This is a genomic window from Bacillus sp. 95MFCvi2.1, from assembly GCF_000374965.1.
Classification (GTDB): domain Bacteria; phylum Bacillota; class Bacilli; order Bacillales; family Bacillaceae_G; genus Bacillus_A; species Bacillus_A pseudomycoides.
The window spans coordinates 1-19262 of sequence record NZ_KB895702.1; the positions used below are offsets into that span (position 1 = coordinate 1).

Here is a 19262-nt window from a genome sequence, read left to right on the forward strand (position 1 = left end):
TCACCATTTAAATAACTTTTTACAACTTGTATCTTTAATTCATCTGAATAAGTTTGAAATTTATCCCCTTTTTTAACCATAATAAAATCCCCTCCAAGTAAAAGTGTAACATCCATGTTTATTCATGGCCTTTTTACACTGTCTACCTTAAGGGGATAATATCACCCTCAACTTAAACAAAAAAGGGACCACCTAAAAAGGCAGCCTCCCCCTATCTAAGCCTTCACTCGAAACATCCCATCCGTACTCACCCGATCCACAACCACATCCGGCACCTTCCCCACAATCTCCTCCCCAATTTTCAAGCTAGCTGTTGCCGCCGGGGATGGCGCATTGCAAATATGCATAGAGTTTATACCCGGGATAATACAGAAGTCATCTACCATATTCCCATTAGATAGAATCGCCTGCGCCCTTACACCAGCGTGGGTCGGAACGATATCTTTCTCTGTGAGCTCTGGTATTAAGCGCTGCAAGCTTTTGAGAAAGGATTGTTTACTGAAAGAACGAATCATTTCCTTCATGCCTTCTTTCATGTTTGGCATTGCCATTTTCCAAAAGCCGGCGTATGTCATTGTTTCCATGAAGTCTTTTATGTTAAAGTCTTTTTTTGTGTATCCTTCACGCTTGAAACTTAGTACTGCATTTGGCCCTGCATGTACGTCCCCATTTATCATTCTTGTAAAGTGAACACCTAAGAATGGGAAGTCTGGGTTTGGAACAGGATAAATTAAATGTTTCACGAGGTGACGCTTTTCTGGAACGAGTTCATAATATTCGCCTCGGAACGGGACGATTTTCATGTCTGTTAGTATGCCTGTTTTTTTGGCGATTCGGTCGCTATGTAATCCAGCGCAATTAATGAGAAATTTTGTTTCGAATGTGCCTTTGTTTGTTTCGATTGTAACGAAATCTTTGTGTTCAAAAATTTGTTCTGCTTTTGTGCCTAAGTGTACTTCTCCCCCGCTTTTCCCTATGAAACGTGCAAATGTATGACTGACTCCTTTATAATCGGCGATGCCGCAGGAAGGAACGCGAATAGCTCCTAATCCTTTTACGTGGGGTTCGATTTCCGCTAGTTCTCCTTTGTCGATTTTCGAAATATGTAACCCATTTTGCAGGCCTCTTTCATACAGATTATGTAAAAGAGGAAGTTCTTCTTTTTCTGTCGCCACGATCACCTTGCCGCACATGTCATAGGCAATGCCATTTTCTTTGCAGAACTCCACCATCACTGCGTTTCCTTCTTTCGCAAATTTCGCTTTATAGCTGCCCGGTTTATAATAAATCCCGGAATGAATGACACCGCTATTATGTCCTGTTTGATGATGCGCAAGTTCGTCCTCTTTTTCGATTACCGCTATTTTGACATGAGGAAATTTTTTCGTTAAGGCCATTCCAGTTGAAAGGCCGACAATTCCTCCGCCGATAATTAGAAAATCATACATTTAACTTCCCCCTTATGTCTGTATCCCCTATATTAGGAAAGGCAGGCCTTGTTGAAAGGCCCGCCACATATATTATTTAGAAAAACAACCGCGCTGGCGCATGAGCTCTCGATATAAATCTTTGTTTTTCTCAAAAGGAGCGCGCCCGTGCATCCAAAAGAGATTGTTTAATAGAACGAGATCTCCAACTGGTAATTTTAATGCGTGCGTTGCTGGAGAGTTCTCCACAGAGTGTGATAATTCCTTCAAATATGTTGCCTGTTCAATATTATCTGGATAAGCAAATTGATCAATAAAGCAAATACATGGTGCATTGTTTACATCAAAAAATGTTTCACGGTAGACGATTTCCTGCGCATTTTTACTTGGAGGTGCTTTGTATGTGATTTTGACAGATGCGAGTGGATGTTTTCGAAACTTCTCAAGCTCTTCCCAATCATCTAAATGAAGTAAACGTGATTCGCCCCCTACCGCATTCTTTTCCTCAAATTTCATCATAAGGAGCCAATCTGTCGGTTCGTCAACAAATGTCCCGTCTGTATGAAGCGTGAATAATCGATATGCTTGGCGAAGGTAAGAATCACTGCCATCTGTATCTTTCACATTAAATCTCGCGTAGTACGTTCCTGTCATTGCATCAAAGTTAGGTGTACCAATTAAATGTGTTAATGCCGTTGCAAATTTCACATAGTCTCCTGCATCTATCGTTTCGCCTTGTACACCAATTGTAAACCCGCCTGTTTCCCGGTCGTGAATAATACCGCGAACATTTTCCATAAACGATTCACCAAAGAATTTTTTCATTTGATCAGCGAGGATAAAGCGAGAATACGGAATATATTGTAAGGATTGCTCCGAATGTTCTTTTACCTCTGCGAAAAATTGCTGAAGCAATTGCTGATCTAACACAATATGATACAAACGTCTATGTTCTGGATGAGGAACAATTTCATACCCCTCATATTTCTTTGCAAACTTCATCTTCACTTCTTGCTCTGTAATCACTGACATGTTATTTCCTCCTTTAGTTTAAATAAAACGAAAAAGCCAGTCATACGCATCTACAATACAAATCGTAGAAAACGTACAACTGGCTTTAAATTACGAGTGTTCTTTAATCTCTTAAAGTACAGTAATAATAGACAGTTTTTTTATGAAAATATGTGCAAAACAGAAAATGAAGATCGGATATAGAGAAGGCTAACTTCTCATATGGATCTTATCACTTTATAATTAAATGATAATTCAAAATATTCACACTGTCAATATATTTTTATTATTTATTTCCATGCAGTTAGAGTTAGCCATAATACTTAATTTCAGCATTTTCTTTCTTTGCTCGGATCGTAATTCTTCCAGTGAATTGTGGTGGATTTTCATAATTTTTTTCAACTTCATCGAACATAGCTTTTAACATGGATTCTAATTCGCCTAATGTAGTATCTTTTGATAAACCGTTTACTCTTGCAATTTCAATACTTTTAAAAGCGTCATCAACATTTAATACTTTTTCTTCACCGAATCCTTTCACTTCGAATTCTACTTTCATTTTCTCCATATCATTCCCTCCTTCTAAAAACTGCTCTTTAGTAGAAGAGCAATCCTACTTTTATTGTATATGAAGCGGCAAGAGCTGACACTATATTTATCTATTATAATTTACGAATTTCAAAGAACTTTCTTATCCTTTGACATGTACTTTTCATTTTCCTTCTTCCGCCCACATACTTTACACATATTACAAGTTTTCACTGCATCATTTTTCGCGCACCCTCTTTTTTGTTTTACATCTTCGTTTGATTTTGACATATTCTTTCCTCCTCATTAGATAAAAATAAAAAAGCCAGTTATATTTCGCTCATCAAATAAGCTGAAATATAACTGGCTCTTGTTTATGAATGCTCTTTAGAAAGTAAAGCGTAATAAACTAGGCAGTTTGTTATAGATTTGTTTCTTCATATTCTTCTTGTGGCTTTTCGCCGTTTACATAGCTTATATATTGGCGATACAAATCTTTTACCGCACTAATAATCGCATTTTGTGCTTTTCCTTGATAGTGATACGAGATTTCTTGCGTGATCTCTTCAATGCCATCTTGTAAACTATGCCCTCTTAATATTTGAGCAATAAAGTCTCTCCCATGTTCAGTAGCAAGGGTACATGACGCTTCAATAATAACGTGATATTTGTGATCTGCCTCTATTGTAATTGTTAATGTTTCATAGACACTCCGTACAGCCATCCCTTTCGGAAGTCTTGAGTGTCCTGCCATGAAAAAAGTACCTTTACGCATGTTCATCCCCCATTATTATGTGTTTATTCTATAACTCATACTTGATCGATATATACCGTTTTGACTCTTGTATAAAATTCTGCAGCTGTTTTTCCTTGTTCACGCGGTCCTGCACTCGAATTTTTCATACCACCAAACGGAACTTGCGGCTCTGCTCCTGCCGTTTCTGAGTTGACATGGACCATCCCAACCTCCATATCATCAATAAACTGCTGGGCTAGGCTGAGATTATTTGTACAAACAGATGCACTCAGTCCGTATTCTGTATCGTTCGCTACATGAATCGCTTCTTGATAATTGTTCACCTTAAACAAACAGATAACAGGACCGAAGATTTCTTCTTTCGCAATTCGTGCATCTTGCGGTACGTCTTCAAAAATAGTCGGCAGGACATAATATCCTCGTTTTAACTCATCTTCTTCTGGTGTGCTACCTCCGCAAAGTAAAGAAGCTTCTTTCTTTCCTACTTCAATCATCGCTAAAACAGATTGCTGTTGATTTCCAGATACACATGGACCCATAAATGTATCCTGTTTTAATGGATTTCCAACTTTTAGAGCCTTTGTACGTAACAGGAGCTCATTTCGAAATTCCTCATAAATGTCATCTTCAATAATCACTCTGCTTGTCGCTGTGCATTTTTGTCCTGTTGACATGAATGCACCTCTTATCGCAATATCGACTGCCTTCTGGGTATCAGCATCCTTTAATACGACTAATGGGTTTTTTCCTCCCATTTCTAATTGCACCTTTTTCCCGCTTGCAATCGCCGTTTGCTGAATGGTCTTTCCGACGCTATTCGAACCAGTAAAGGATATCGCTTTTATATCAGGATTTTCTGTTAATTCTGCTCCAACGACTGAACCTTTCCCAAATACACAATTGATAACCCCAGCAGGAATTCCCGCCTCGTGAAAAGCATTCACAAGATGATACACGGATTTTGGTGTAATTTCAGCAGGCTTTATCACAACTGTATTCCCATAAATAAGCGCTGGCGCCATTTTCCATGCTGGAATCGCAATTGGGAAATTCCATGGTGTAATGAGTCCGACTGGTCCAACTGCGACGCGCTTACTATAGAGCATTGTTTTCGGATTTGCAGAAGGGATCATTTCTCCTACCGGCTGATTTGCTTCCCCCGCATAGTATTCCAAAATACTGATTGCCCGCTTCGTCTCACCGACTCCTTCAGCGAGCGTCTTTCCTTCTTCACTCGTTAAATCTTGACCGATTTCCGTCACTCGTTCTTTTAAAATTGCGGCTGCTTTCCATAAATAACTTGCCCGTTCTTGAAACGATAGCCCTTGCCAATTTTGAAAAGCTTCTTTTGCGGATGCGATGGCTGCCCCAGTATCATCTGCCGAACTTAGTGGAAATTCACCTAATACTTCTCCATTATGCGGATTGTAATTTTTCGAATATTGATTGGTAGATGGCTCTTTCCACTGGCCGTTTATATAATTTAAAAACCTCATTTCTCTGCCTCCATCATCGTTTCCTATTTTGATAGTTTCGCAATTGCCGTTTCAAGAATATGAAGACCTTCCTCCAGCTGTTCATCTGTGATAACAAGCGGCGGTAAGAAACGAAGGACATTTCCATAAATTCCAGCGCTTATTGTGATTACACCTTTGTTGTGTGTTTCTTGCATAATTGCTTTTACTTCTTCTGTTGCTGGCTCTTTCGTATTTCGATCTTTTACAAGCTCGATCGCCGTCATAGCTCCAAGGCCTCTCACATCTCCAATTAATTCGTATTTCTCCTTCCAGCTATGGAATACTTCCATCATACGGCTACCGATTACCTCGGCACGTTTTACTAACTGCTCTTCTTCTATTACATCTAAAACAGCGAGTGCAGCTGCGCAAGCAACCGGGCTTCCCGAAAAAGTGCCACCAAGTTGTCCTGGTCCAGGTGCATCCATCAATTCCGCTCTTCCTGTCACTGCGCTAAGCGGCATACCTGCAGCAATTGATTTTGAAAATGTCATTAAATCAGGAGCAACGCCAAAATGATCCATTGCGAACAAACTTCCAGTACGAGCAAAACCCGTTTGAATTTCATCAGCAATCATGATAATCCCATATTTATCACAAAGGTTTCTGACGCCTTGTATAAACGTTGCACTTGGAACAATAAATCCACCTTCCCCTTGAAGCGGTTCCAAAATAATGGCAGCGATATTATCACTCGCCACTTCCTCTAACATAAAACGTTCGAAATACGCTAAAATTTGCCCATCTACTTCTTCTTTCGTCATGCCGTCTTCCGCACGGTAATAATACGGATAAGGCAGCTTGTATACATCTGATGCAAATGGACCAAATCCATGCTTATAAGGTTTTACCTTACTCGTAAGAGACATTGTCAGAAGTGTCCGCCCATGATATGCACGTTCAAATGAAACAACGGCACTGCGCCCAGTCGCTTTCCTAGCGATTTTCACAGCATTTTCTACTGCCTCAGCTCCGCTATTTGCAAACATTGTTTTTTTCTTAAAACCTCCTGGCGTTAATTCATTCAATCTCTCAGCCAGCTCAATATAGCTTTCATACGGCGCTACATGAAAACAACTATGAATAGAAGATTCCACTTGGCTTTGAATGGCTTGTACTACTTTCGGATGACAATGCCCGACATTTTGCATACCAATCCCGCCTGCAAAATCTATTAATTCGTTACCATCTACATCCGTAATGATTGCCCCTTTTGCCGATCCGACATATAACTGCGTAATATTATAAGGACCCCCAGGCACCGCATTGTTTCTTCTCACATGTAGACTATCAGATTTTGTCGTTACAATATTTTGTTTTTCTTTTAACATGGAACATACCCCTTTCTTACTCCTTCTCTAAACTAACTTTCGAATCTTGTATAATTGTAAAATCTTCTTTTATTGGCACTCGCTTATTTCTATCTCTTAGGAAATAGATTGCGATTACTACGGCAGTTGCTAACATCGTCATATAAAATTGCATACGCATATCCGCTATAAACGCTTGTGCAACAAATATCGTAATGATCATCGCAAGTGTTGCATATGTGAGATAAGGGAATAACCACATTTTCACCTTTAGTTTCCCTGGGTCTTCTCTTTCAGCTTTTCTTCTCAACCTGATATGAGAAACGGCAACGAACATATACATCAGCATCGTAACGCCGCCTGAGCTATTCGCTAAAAAAGCAAATAGTTTATCAGGAGATATAAACTTTAGCATGGCGCAAATGAATGCGAAGATGATACTTGCATATATCGCCCAAACTGGTGTCCCTCTACTGTTTAACTTTGAAAAAATAAAAGGAGCGTCTCCCTTTTTCGCAAGTGAAAATAACATACGAGAACTCGTGTATATTCCGGAATTCATAACCGAAAGGAGCGACAGAAATACAACCCCATTCATAATTTCCGCAGCCGCAGGGATTCCTGCCATCTGAAATAAACTTGCATACGGCAATTTCAATAATTCTGCATTGTTCCACGGCATAAAAATGACCAAGATCGATACAGACCCTACAAAGAAAATCATAAGACGCCATACAACACTGTTAATCGCTCTTATTACATTCTTCTCTGGATTATCAGACTCTCCGGCCGCAATCGCCGCTACCTCACTCCCCGATAAAGAGAAAGAAATAAACACAACGCTAAGTAATACTGGCATAATTCCTTTTGGAAAAAAGCCCCCGTTTTCAGAGATCATTGAAAGATCCGGTCTATCTACATTAGGCACAAGTCCAAAAATCATAGAAACTCCTAAAACTAAAAATGCTAGAATCGCTACAACTTTAATAAACGCTAACCAATATTCAAACTCTCCATATAACTTCACTGAATAAACATTTGTCATTGTCATCATGATAATCACGAACAAACTCGCTATCCATGTTGGTATAGAAGGAAACCAATTATTGATCATCACTCCTAACAATACCGCTTCGATTGCGATAATGATGAGCCAATTGAACCAGTATAACCAACCGATTGTGTACCCTGCCCAAGGTCCAATTGCCTTATGTGCATATGTTGAGAATGAACCACTATCAGGGTTTACCGCAGCCATCTCCCCGAGCATCCGCATCACAAGTACAACCATTAAAGCACCAATGATATAGGACAAAATGGCAGCTGGACCGGTTGATTGAATAATTGTCCCACTTCCTACAAATAATCCGCCCCCGATTACCCCACCAATTGAAATCATCGTGATATGTCTGGTTTTTAAGTCTTTTTGCAATTCTTGTTTTTCTTTCGCCAAAAAGATCACCAACCTATAAGTATTTATTTTCATAAACCCTTCGAGCTAGCATATATAAGATTGAAATATCACTATTATTGATAACGCTTTCTTAAAATCCTCCTATAAATAGGAACAATAAAAAGAGCCAGAAAAACAATGTACAAAGTTACATTGGATTTTACTGTCTCTATCCTTATGGCTCGTCTTCCTGCTAAGGAAGTTCAAGTGGAAAGAAGCCAATCATCCTCGATTAAATTGAACGAAATCATATCCGGGCATGCAGAGAGGCTAATCACTGTCATCCGATGATAAACTAATAATAATACAAATAGACTGAATATTCAACATTTATTTTAAATTCAGTTATATAGTGTTAAAAACGAAATTTATCAATTCTAAAACATATACTGTTTAAAAGCAAAAAAAGGAAGTGATCTCCATGTATTTTGGAACAAAAGGATGGTACGTAGCTGAACTGAAAAAATTAGGAGTTCGTTATTTTGAAGGACGGAAGTTAGAGAGCTATCGTGGGCATGTTTTACGCAATTTATTAGCTGCAAAGCAAGAAGAACTCAAAGAAAAGTAACCTATTATGATTCATCGATAAAACGATATCGACTGTTCTTTCGAATATATCGGCGATTTTTCAAATATATCGACCGTTTCTCACCATATTCGGAATGCGTTTGTCCCGTTTGGCGACAATCAAGCAGAGCGTGACTTGCGAATGGCCAAGGTAAAGGCAAATATCTCTGGTACCTTTCGAAACGAACAGGATGGCGTTGTATTTTGTCGCATTCGCAGTGTAGTTTCTACAATTAAAAAAACAGAAACAATCCGTACAAGGCAACAAAAGAAGGCATGCCTCCTTTTGTTGCCTTCCTAGTAAACTATCTAACACTAGGCTAAGCAGTTACTACAAAGCTTAACAAGTAAATACCCTTAATCCTAGAATAGAAGATTAAACAATTCCTTTGAGTGATAAAGAAAAAAGTGATTGGCATATATACCAATCACTTTCCTTTTTTCATTACAAAAGACTTCCCCTATTCACAAACAAGAATTTCCCTAGAAAATGTCCCTTTTTTAGCTATACAGCGGTCTGTAATTTCAAATCCAGCTTCTTTAATCATGTGATCCATTGTCTCAATGGTTACAACAATTACTTTTTTCGCAAAACGACGCGCATGTGTAAGAATTGAGAATTGATCTTCTGGTGTCGCATGTGTAAATAAATTGTACGGCATATCGATAATTGCTACATCGTAATTAGTTGTGACATCCGCAATCGGCCCTACCGTTACGTCTCCTTCAAATCCAAAATGCGCAATATTCTCTCTAGATCCAATTACAACAAGAGGATTTATATCCCGGCCCACGATGTCAATTCCCATGGACAGTGCCTCTACCAGTACCGTTCCTATACCACAACACGGGTCAATCGCTTTGACTCCATCAGGATTTGGCACAGCGATATTCGCAACAGCTCTCGCAACACGTGTGCTAAGTGACGTAGAATAGCTGCGTGGTTTTTTCACGTGATGATACCAAACAGCTTCACTTTCAATATATTCTCCAAAATACCAACGACCACCAAGAGGAACAATTCCAAATACACGCTCTGGATGATGCACGTCCGCTTCCCCTTCAATCTGCATGCCGATTTCTCTCTCAATTACACGCCTCTGTCCGTATTCTATCTTGTTTGCTTCATTGAGATCGTTAATTTTAACAAAAATAACTTTAAATGTAGCTCCTGCCAAATCAATTTGTTCTACTTGTTCTAAAATATTTGCCAAGTCGTCTCCTTCATACATCACTTCGATTCGTTCTTTCATAAACGGACTTCGGCTCGGCTCAATTTTAACATTACTTTTCAAAATGTTAACATGAGACTCAACTCCAAAAAGAGAGCGCATCTCCATATAACATAAAGATCGTTCATCCTCGCGGAATGCATACGTATATATAAATGCCGGTGTTGTGCTGTGATTATTCAATCTGTTCGCATCCTTTATCATTTTAAATTGTTCTTCCCTATCATTCTCAGTAGCACCATATAACATGAAATATATGAAAAAGGAAGGAATAAGCCGAGGCAAGTTTGTCTCTTTTTATTAGTCCTTTTCATCGGATTCTTTACTTATTAAAGAACATTTTATTTCTAGGAATTAGCTCGTATTCCTAACTCCTTACACTCGCTCACATACTCTTTTAATGAAATTAAATGATATCATATGATTCAAACAAAGTGAAACTTTAATCACACTCACCTATCCTCTTTGCTTTTGCTGAATTTCGAAGCGGGAGTCTTACTGCCCGCGAATAGCGGAATAAAAAAAGTGATTGGTATACAACTACCAATCACTCCTTCAGAAAAGCATTCCTCTTCTATTCTTCTATTAAATCCGATAACACGTAAGCAAGCACAAGCGCCTCTGTATGCACAATTAAAACAGACAAACTAGAAAATGCTACACACGTCATGTGCGGGACAGGTGGCAGTATGGTTCCTAAAGAAATTATAGAAGATTATTATAAAAAGTATTTCTTTCTACTAGTCATACAGAAGGAAATGCTTTTTTATTTTAGAAATTTGGTTAATGGCCATCTATAGTAATAATTCTGGCGTTGCCTCTCTAGTTATTAGGATATTTTTTCTTAATATATACATACTAAACATACTATAGAAGGCACGTAGAAAGTGAGGGAGTCATGGCTAAATTTCTGAAACGGTTAAAATATAGAGGTAATCCTAAGTCATTTTCAATACAAGACAATACTCATTTTCGGGAAAAAAATATAGAGGACTCCCTCTTAGACGCTGATTTATCAAAAAACATAGCTGATATTCAGAATATATTTCGTCAAGCACCTGATTTAGTGATTCGTCGGTTTCAAATGAAAGTAGATGGATTAGAAGCAGCTTTAGTGTATTTGTCTGGATTAACAGATAAACAATTGATTCAAAATCACGTTCTAAATCCTTTGATGAATAGTGTTTTTGATACGAATACGGAACTTCCAATTACATTAGGACATATTAAAATTATTAATACGTGGAGTCAGATTGAAGATGCTATTTTTGGAGGAGATAGTGTTTTATTAATCCATAGCCGAACAACAGCGCATCAATTGGATACGAAAGGATGGCCACAAAGAAATATTGAAGATGCTCATAACGAAATAGCTCTAAAAGGTGCGCATCAAGCATTTGTGGAAACTGGAAGCCAAAATATTGCAATGATTCGAAGATATATTCCTCATCACGAATTAATGATAAAAGAAATAATAATTGGTATACGAAGCAAAACGAGGATTTCTATTTTATATTTGAAAGATGTAGCTTCTGAAGATGTGCTGAAGGAATTAGAAACACGGATTCAAAGTATTACGGTCGACGCTGTTGCTAGTACTGGTGAACTTATCGAATTCATTGAAGATAACCCGTACTCACCGTTTCCCCAATTTATATTAACTGAAAGACCCGATTTGGCAGTATCTCACATTTTACAGGGCAGATTTGTAACTGTAACGGATCATTCCCCAAGTGTATTAATTGCTCCGACAAATTTTATATCCTTTTTTCAAGGAATTGATGATTACGGGACACGTTGGTTAGTTGCCTCGTCTATTCGTATACTTCGTTTCGTCGCTTTTATGATTGCTCTATTTTTACCTGCGAGTTATGTTGCGTTTATTTCCTTTAATTTTGAAGTCATTCCTGTAGAGCTTTATTTATCTATTGCGGAATCAAGAACGCGCGTACCATTTTCTCCAGTTATGGAAGCACTGCTTATGGAAATGACATTGGAAATGATGAGGGAAGGGGCTTTGCGGCTGCCTACTCCGATCGGTCAGACGATTGGAATTGTAGGCGGAATTATTATTGGACAAGCGGCTGTTCAGGCAGGAATTGTAAGCAACATTATGATTATTGTTGTTGCTATTACAGCCATCGCTTCTTTTATTATCCCTAATTATGATATGGGGGCGGCAGTCAGACTTTTACGCTTTCCGATGATGCTATCAGCTGCCTTATTTGGAATTGTCGGACTTGTTATCGGATGGATGACATTAATTGCGCATCTTATCAGTCTTGAATCGCTAGGAACTCCTTATGGAACTCCGTTAGCACCGTTTCGCTTTGCAGATATGAAGGATGCTTTTGTACGCTTTCCTCTATGGGCCATGAGAAGTCGTTCTAAAGGTACGGGAGCCATTCAATCTATTCGACAAGGAAAGAACCATAATAAAAGGTGAAACTATGAAAAAATATGCCTATAATGACATTACTCTTCTGCAGTATATTTTTTTAATTAATGGAATGCAGGTAGGAACTGGAGTTTTATCTCTCCCACGATTGCTTGCAGAAAAAGCTGGAACAGATGGATGGATAGCTATACTTATCGGCTGGGTATTCTCCACAATATCAGGTGTTTTCATCGTGAAAACAGCTGCAAGATATCCCGAGGATACGCTTTACGACATTCTTATACGATTATTTGGAAAAATAGTAGGGAAAGCACTCGTTGTTATTTACATGATATATTTTGCCTTTTATTCCGGTACTATTCTTGTGAACGCTATGCTTTATCTTAAGGGATGGCTTCTTCCGAAAACGCCTGACTATATCATTATCTTTTTGTTTTCGATTCCTACCTTTCTTGTTGTACGCAACGGCCTTCGTATTATAGGGCGGTACTGTGAACTTAATTTTTATATGATGCTTTGGATTCCGCTGTTTTTTTTGATACCGCTAAAAGAGGGCGGGAGTTGGCTGCCTTTCTTTCCGCTCTTAAAAGAAGGGTGGAAACCGGTATTAACGGCTGTACCGACCACTATTTTTGCTTATTTAGGGTTTGATATTGCGTTCTTTTTATATCCCTTTTTACAAAAAAAACAGTATGCAGTCCATGGAATCGTTATTGCAAACACTTTAACGATGTTATTTTATTTATTTGCTACTATTGTTTGCTTTGCCTATTTTAGCCCTGATAGCATTACACAATTTAACCAGCCGGTACTAAATTTACTTAAAGTAATTGAATTTCGTTTTTTAGAACGTTTTGACATGATTTTATTAGCTGTTTACTTAACCGTTGTTTCCACAGCCTGGATTCCTTGCATATACTGCGCTGTATTTTGTTCTAGCCAATTACTTGGGAAACAAGATCACACCTCTCATGTTGTTGTTCTATTATTACTCATTATCGGCTTCATATTTTGGACTCATCCTAGTTGGAATCAAGCCGAAACTTGGCAACAGGTAGTATCGAATGCTGGATTAGGATTAACGTATATATCACCTATCATTTTATGGATGTATAGCTGGGTATATGAGAAGTCTCGCCAGGGGGGGATACATTGAAAAGAAAGGTGCTATGTTGTATTTTGTTATCAGTGTTCATGATGACTGGATGCTTTGATCAAACAAATGTTGAAGATGTTTCCCTTACTCTTGTCCTTGGTATCGATTTAGATCGTAATAATAATTTATTGGTGTACATGTCAAGTCCTGTTTTTAATAAAGAAGCAAAGGTAAAAGAAGAAACTACTGGTGTGAAATCTGTTACGACTCGAAATTCTAGAGACAAATTTGACGCTACGGTTATGGCGCTTACCTCGGGAAGTAAAACACAGGTTATTTTAGTTGGAAAACGGCTAATGAAACAAAAAAACTGGGAAAATTACCTCGACCCATTTTACCGAGACCCCAAAAACACAGTTACCACACGAGTTGTTGCTGTAGATGGACCTGTTTCGGACGTCATCTTTTATCACCCAAAAGATAAACCGCGGCTTCCTTTATATTTAACAAAACTAGTTGATACCGCCTATTTAAGAAATATCGCAGTAAAAACAACTCTTCAAAAATTACATGAACAAGTAGCAGACAAAGGGATAACAGCAAGTATTACTGAGATGAAAAAAAAGAATAGAATATGGGTGACAGGTACGGCTTTGTTGGATGAAAAAGGAAGGTATAAATTAGCGCTAAAATCCGATGAAAACAAACTATTACGCATTTTGCAGCAAGAAACGAAAGGTGAGTTTCCATTTACAATTGCACTTAAACTAAAGTCAGATAGCCAGGATAAAGATTGGATAAGCTTTAGTGCCCAAAATATTAAAGTAAAGACAAAGGTAAAGTATGAGAATCATTTTATATTTAATATAGATGTAAATATGAGAATCAGTATTACAGAACGACTTTTTTCGTTCAATACAAGAAAGGACGCAGCAAAATTACAAAAAGCTATTGAAACTAAGCTGGAAGCTGATTTCAAGCAATTAATAAAGAAAATACAAGCTGCCAAAATCGACCCTATTGGGCTTGGGGTATATGCAAGAACTTACACATATCCAGAATGGAAAAAAGTCCAAAATAAATGGAATAAGGCATTAGCAAAGGGCGATGTAAACGTCAAGGTAAATGTAGAAATTGGTGGGATGGGAACGATTAAGTAACATGAGTTCAACTGAGATTCATACTAAAATTACAAGCTCCTTCAGTTTTAGGAAGGTTAATTTCTTTAATAGCTGTTTTTTCATAAAAAAACCTTCACATGTAGTATGTAAGGAGATTACAGATTTTGCGATACGAGAAAGCACCTGTAAGAGTTTACCCCGCCTTTGGTAGCAAGAATTTCACTGGCTTTAGCCGTGGGAGTGTCAATCCGACAACATTCGCCATACAAAAGAGGTTACCCAGTACCAGGTAACCTCTTTTCGCTATTCTCCAATCAACTCTGACATCACATAAGCAAACACAAGCGCCTCCGTATGTGCAATCGAACTCTCATGTGTACGCTCAAATGCATGAGAAGAATCAATTCCTGCTCCAATTAGCGCGTGTTTCACATCAAATCCTGCGCGGATTGCTGCGGATGCATCTGATCCGTAGTATGGGTAAATATCTACTTTATATTCAATGTTGTTTGCTTTCGCAAGTTCAACTAAATGCTTGCGTAAACCGTAGTGGTATGGGCCGCTAGAGTCTTTCGCACAGATGGATACTGTGTATTCATCTGATGCTTGACCATCTCCTAATGCTCCCATGTCGACAGCTAAGTATTCTACTGTTTCTTCTGGGATGTTGGAATTACCACCATACCCGATTTCTTCATTATTAGAGATTAAAAAATGTGTTGTGTATGGCAATGTAATGTTTTCATCTTGTAATCCTTTAATTAATTTTAGTAGAATTGCCACGCTTACTTTGTCGTCTAGGTGACGTGATTTTATGTAGCCGCTCTCTGTAATTTGGACACGTGGGTCGAATGAGACAAAGTCCCCTACTTCGATTCCTAGTTCACGAACTTCATCTGCTGAAGATACGCGCTCATCGATACGAACTTCAATATTTTTTTCATCACGTTTTGCTTCACCTGCGTCTTTGTATACATGGACAGATGTTTGGTGCATTAAAATTGTACCCGTATATGTTTTTCCGCTCGCTGTTTCGATTTCGCAATATTCTCCTTCAACAGAGTTCCAGCGAAACCCGCCGATCATCGATAAGCGAAGGCGACCGTCAGATTTAATTTCTTTTACCATTGCGCCTAGAGTATCAACGTGAGCAGTTAGTAACCGATGCTGATCATCGTTCTTCCCTTTTAACGTCAAAATAAGCGCACCTTTATTGTTACGCTTCGTTTCTACATTCCACTCTTTTACGTAGTTTTCAATAAAGTTAATGATTTTGCCTGTATTTCCAGATGGACTTGGAATAGAAACAAGCTGTTTAATTAATTCCATTGTTTCTTTTGCATGATGTGCCAATGTTGGTCCCTCCACTTCATTTTTCTAATATTCAGTATACAGTAATCATTAGAAAACCACCACTTATAGATGGCGTTTCTCCTATATAGCCTTTATTTTAAACAACATTTTTTATATTTCTTTCCACTTCCGCATATACATGGATCCTCTCTCCCACCCCAAAAAAGAAAGGTTTTATATCTCTATATAATTCACAGTTAACTACTCCTCCGAAACATCCAGCAAGTAAATCCCTCTTTGGAACCCACCGCGTTCTTCTTCTTTTTGCTTACGAAGACGCTCAATATCTTCAAATGTTGCGCCTTCTGCACGCGCTAGTGAGATGATGACTTCTAGTGCATCAGCCAGTGAATCTAATGCGTGTTCACGTTCTTTCATTGAGGCGAATTCACGAATTTCCTCTGTTCCGATTTTCGCTAATGCTTGTATGTATGCTTGACCAGTTAATTTTTTTGAAGTATATGTTTTTCCAGACATTAAAATCTTTTCTGGAACGAGATCTCTAACTAGTTTATTATAAGTTGACATAGTTCTACCTCCACCAAAATATCATACTTATACTATAGCATATCTTCTTTCCATATTTAGTAGCATCCTAGCTCTGCTTTATAGAAAAACCATTTCTTTTTCACACACGCACTCATCATATCAATCCCTGTTCCATGAGCTTGTACATGCGGAAAGAAGTAATGATCTGGTTCATTATTTTCTGTTCCATACAATGTTTGATAAGCTGCAGGAAGTGCTTCTTTCTCTATATTTCTTTCCTTCGTAATTTCTCCCCCTGTAGCAACCTTAGGATGGCCCTCAAAAAATAACGCCGTGCGAACAGCAAGCGTTGGTGTGCTATGTATGTAGAGCAAAATAGATTAGCATAAATAAACCGATAATAACTATAACTTTTCTTTTCATCTTTTCCCTCATTACTTAAAAAAGTGCTAACACTTAGGATGTGTTAACACTTTTTCTTTTTTTATTCCCCTTTAAACGCAGGCGGACGTTTTTCTAAAAATGCAGTAATTCCTTCTTTATGGTCAGCTGTTCTTCTCATTTCGTATTGTCCGCGCTTTTCAAGCTGAAGCGTTTGTTCTAAGCTTGAGCGATTGACTTCGCATAAAATTTGTTTCGTTTGAATCATAGATTTAATTGGTTTTTGAAGCCATTCATTTATTTTTTGTTTTACAGCACCTTGGAAGTTTTCTCCGATAACTTCGTCAATTAATCCAAGCTCTAACGCTTCTGTTGCTGGTAACTTTTTACCTTCCCAAATGATTTGTTTTGCCATATTTTCACCGAGACGTTTTTGTAAGAAGAAATGCCCCCCGCCGTCTGGTATTAAAGCGATTCCAATAAAATTCATCGCAATGATAGATGAAACGTCTGCCAATACATAATCAGCTGTTAACGCAATACTTAAACCAAGCCCCGCAGTTGGGCCATGAATTGCACTGATCACAAGTTTTGGCATTGTATATAACGTTACAACAATTTCTGAAATGGTATTCATGATACTTTCAAATTTGCTTTCATCATTACTAGAAAGCATAGATTTAATGTCTCCACCCGCAGAAAAACCACGTCCATTCCCGCATAATACGACAATATGAACGGAACTTTCAGCTACTTCTTTCAGCTTTGCTAACAATTCTTTGAGCGTAGGTTCATCTAATGCATTTAATACTTCTGGGCGATTCATCATAATCGTTGCTACTCGTCCTTCATATTTCACAACTACAGACTCGGCTTTACTTTTTACTTCCATTATATATCCCTCTTTCTTCCTTAAAGATTATACTTATATAATTAAAGAAAAGAGGTGTAAAATCCTTCTTTTTTCGTAATTTTCTGTCTAATATACTCGAAAATTTACATATTCCCTATTATGAATGAAAGAAAATAACCTCTTTTCAAGAGATTTGCCACATATCCTCGTCTATTTACCATTATAATAAAATGGTGTATTCTTATGTTGATGTATCAAATGGACATAGAAATTCGTTCATCCAATCATGCGAAAATGAAGAAATGGAGGAAAACATGGTTAACAAGTTGAAACAAACGAATAACTACTTCCCACATTTCCTGTTACTATTTATCGTGTTGCAACCAATTTTAGATTTATTAACATCTTTCTCTATCTACACATTACACATGAGTGCGACAGTCGGAATTGTAGTAAGATTTGCCTTTATGACTCTCGCTTTAGGATATCTACTTTTTAATTGGAAACAACCTGGTAATAAGAAATATATTTTCTATCTAGTCTTGCTTGGTATCGTACTTGCTGCTGGACTTGTAAACAATATGATCGTCAAGCACCCCGTTTCTTTTGGCGAGGAAATTAAATTCATTTTGAAAAGTACATATCCAATCGTTTTATTGTTTGGATATATTCTTGTATTTAAAGAACTAAAAGATAAACAGTATGCTTCTGATAAACTCATTACATATTTCTTATATGCATCGTTAATTGTAAGTATGGTTATGATTGTATCTATAGCATCCGGAACAGATTTCTCAAGTTATTCATACGAAAAAACCGGCTCTAGAGGATGGTTCTTCGCGGGAAATGAATTGAGTTCTATTTTAGCAATCACGTTCCCAATGATTGTACTCTACTCTGTACAGAAAACAACTTCTTTTTCTAAAGTATACTACTGGATTCCAACAATTTTAGCGATGTATGCCAGTATTATGGTCGGAACAAAAGTGGGCTATGGAGCAATTATCCTTACACTAGGCGTTGCACTTCTCTTTTCTATTATTGAATATATGATGCAACGTAAAAAAGTAGGTAAAGGAATTACACATCTTGTTAATACCTTTGTTGCTCTTGTTGTACTAGGTGGTTTATTGGCAGTCACACCACTTACTCCTATTGCAAAAAATATGGGCATTCATTTACAAATATATGAAGATAAAAAATTAGCAAGCGAAGAACAAGCAAGAAAAGAAGGGAAAGTAATTACAGAGGATCCTGAAGAAGCAAAAAGACGTGCAGAAGGAAAATTAACAAGTGGAGAAATGAATAGTTTAATTTATAGTGACCGTGATAAATTCTTACAAGTGTATAAACAATACTATAAAGAAGCCCCTACATCACAAAAGTTATTCGGTATGGGATACGCAGGAAACTATAAAGATAAAGATGCAGTTAAACTAATTGAAATGGACTTTCATGATTTATTCTTTTCATTTGGAATCATTGGTTTTCTGCTTTATCTGTTACCATTTGTTTATTTTAGCATTCGATTATTCATTCGCGTCATTACAAATTTCAAATCCATTATAACTGTAAGATATATGCTCCTTGCCAGTGTGCTAGTATTAGCACTAGGTATTGCCTTTACGGCTGGACATGTATTAACCGCACCAGCTGTTAGTATTTTCTTTGTCGTAATATTAGCCTATGTCATTGTTGATTTAAAAGCAGATTAAGAAAACGCTACAAGCAGCATCCAATTATGTGGATGCTGCTTTTCATCATTTCAA

17 protein-coding genes and 3 pseudogenes are annotated in these 19262 nt (G+C 37.7%); 6 read left to right on the top strand and 14 right to left on the bottom strand.

The window, feature by feature from the left end; all coding sequences use genetic code 11:
* Positions 1–215: 215 nt before the first annotated feature.
* From lhgO to C568_RS0117670, 8 genes are all read right to left on the bottom strand, one after another.
* The gene (gene lhgO / locus C568_RS0117635) at positions 216–1448 is read right to left on the bottom strand and encodes an L-2-hydroxyglutarate oxidase (protein WP_018782295.1); all 1233 of its coding nucleotides are present in this window, start codon (positions 1446–1448) and stop codon (positions 216–218) included.
* Between the two features lie 72 nt (positions 1449–1520).
* Complete coding sequence (glaH, locus tag C568_RS0117640; RefSeq protein ID WP_018782296.1) at positions 1521–2459, bottom strand: glutarate dioxygenase GlaH; 939 nt, start codon at positions 2457–2459, stop codon at positions 1521–1523.
* Positions 2460–2748: 289 nt separating this feature from the next.
* Positions 2749–3006 carry a hypothetical protein gene (locus tag C568_RS0117645; RefSeq protein ID WP_006093699.1) on the bottom strand — a complete coding sequence of 86 codons (258 nt, stop codon included), beginning with the start codon at positions 3004–3006 and terminating at the stop codon, positions 2749–2751.
* A 110-nt stretch (positions 3007–3116) separates the two neighbouring features.
* Positions 3117–3257, bottom strand: coding sequence for a hypothetical protein (locus tag C568_RS34820; RefSeq protein WP_018782297.1), 141 nt, complete (start codon positions 3255–3257; stop codon positions 3117–3119).
* A gap of 130 nt (positions 3258–3387) precedes the next feature.
* Complete coding sequence (locus C568_RS0117655) at positions 3388–3741, bottom strand: DUF3870 domain-containing protein (protein ID WP_006093697.1); 354 nt, start codon at positions 3739–3741, stop codon at positions 3388–3390.
* Positions 3742–3776: 35 nt separating this feature from the next.
* Complete coding sequence (locus C568_RS0117660) at positions 3777–5219, bottom strand: aldehyde dehydrogenase family protein (RefSeq protein WP_018782298.1); 1443 nt, start codon at positions 5217–5219, stop codon at positions 3777–3779.
* Between the two features lie 23 nt (positions 5220–5242).
* Positions 5243–6571: a 4-aminobutyrate--2-oxoglutarate transaminase gene (gene gabT / locus C568_RS0117665; protein ID WP_018782299.1), complete on the bottom strand. Its 1329-nt coding sequence runs from the start codon at positions 6569–6571 to the stop codon at positions 5243–5245.
* Between the two features lie 16 nt (positions 6572–6587).
* Positions 6588–8036: an amino acid permease gene (locus C568_RS0117670; protein WP_033794534.1), complete on the bottom strand. Its 1449-nt coding sequence runs from the start codon at positions 8034–8036 to the stop codon at positions 6588–6590.
* Between the two features lie 388 nt (positions 8037–8424).
* Here C568_RS0117670 and C568_RS33210 point away from each other — a divergent pair, with 388 nt between their 5' ends.
* Together C568_RS33210 and C568_RS34335 are read left to right on the top strand one after the other, a co-directional pair.
* On the top strand, positions 8425–8571 hold the full coding sequence (locus C568_RS33210; RefSeq protein WP_006093693.1) for a YflJ family protein: 147 nt from the start codon (positions 8425–8427) through the stop codon (positions 8569–8571).
* Positions 8572–8658: 87 nt separating this feature from the next.
* Positions 8659–8871: pseudogene (locus C568_RS34335) on the top strand (hypothetical protein); the annotation flags it as partial.
* 160 nt (positions 8872–9031) lie between these two features.
* Here C568_RS34335 and C568_RS0117680 read toward each other — a convergent pair.
* Complete coding sequence (locus tag C568_RS0117680; RefSeq protein ID WP_029427461.1) at positions 9032–9985, bottom strand: TRM11 family SAM-dependent methyltransferase; 954 nt, start codon at positions 9983–9985, stop codon at positions 9032–9034.
* 715 nt (positions 9986–10700) lie between these two features.
* Here C568_RS0117680 and C568_RS0117690 point away from each other — a divergent pair.
* From C568_RS0117690 to C568_RS0117700, 3 genes are read left to right on the top strand one after another with little or no spacing between them, the layout of a single operon-like run.
* The gene (locus C568_RS0117690) at positions 10701–12248 is read left to right on the top strand and encodes a spore germination protein (RefSeq protein WP_018782302.1); all 1548 of its coding nucleotides are present in this window, start codon (positions 10701–10703) and stop codon (positions 12246–12248) included.
* Positions 12249–12252: 4 nt separating this feature from the next.
* Complete coding sequence (locus C568_RS0117695) at positions 12253–13356, top strand: GerAB/ArcD/ProY family transporter (protein WP_018782303.1); 1104 nt, start codon at positions 12253–12255, stop codon at positions 13354–13356.
* Entirely contained in the window at positions 13353–14456 is a 1104-nt protein-coding gene (locus C568_RS0117700) for a Ger(x)C family spore germination protein (protein WP_018782304.1), read from the top strand. The genes C568_RS0117695 and C568_RS0117700 overlap by 4 nt, the downstream gene beginning before the upstream one ends.
* 264 nt (positions 14457–14720) lie before the next feature.
* Here C568_RS0117700 and C568_RS0117705 read toward each other — a convergent pair whose 3' ends face one another.
* The 5 genes and pseudogenes from C568_RS0117705 to C568_RS0117720 form a co-directional block, all read right to left on the bottom strand.
* Positions 14721–15770: a M42 family metallopeptidase gene (locus C568_RS0117705; protein ID WP_018782305.1), complete on the bottom strand. Its 1050-nt coding sequence runs from the start codon at positions 15768–15770 to the stop codon at positions 14721–14723.
* A gap of 92 nt (positions 15771–15862) precedes the next feature.
* Positions 15863–15916, bottom strand: a pseudogene (locus C568_RS36500) (SEC-C metal-binding domain-containing protein); the annotation flags it as partial.
* A gap of 55 nt (positions 15917–15971) precedes the next feature.
* Positions 15972–16298 carry a nucleoside triphosphate pyrophosphohydrolase gene (locus C568_RS0117710; RefSeq protein ID WP_003195533.1) on the bottom strand — a complete coding sequence of 109 codons (327 nt, stop codon included), beginning with the start codon at positions 16296–16298 and terminating at the stop codon, positions 15972–15974.
* A 56-nt stretch (positions 16299–16354) separates the two neighbouring features.
* A pseudogene (locus C568_RS32000) lies at positions 16355–16682 on the bottom strand (hypothetical protein).
* A 61-nt stretch (positions 16683–16743) separates the two neighbouring features.
* Entirely contained in the window at positions 16744–17532 is a 789-nt protein-coding gene (locus C568_RS0117720; protein WP_006093684.1) for an enoyl-CoA hydratase, read from the bottom strand.
* A gap of 275 nt (positions 17533–17807) precedes the next feature.
* Here C568_RS0117720 and C568_RS0117725 point away from each other — a divergent pair, with 275 nt between their 5' ends.
* Positions 17808–19208, top strand: a complete 1401-nt coding sequence (locus C568_RS0117725) for an O-antigen ligase family protein (RefSeq protein ID WP_018782307.1) — start codon at positions 17808–17810, stop codon at positions 19206–19208.
* Positions 19209–19262 lie beyond the last annotated feature (54 nt).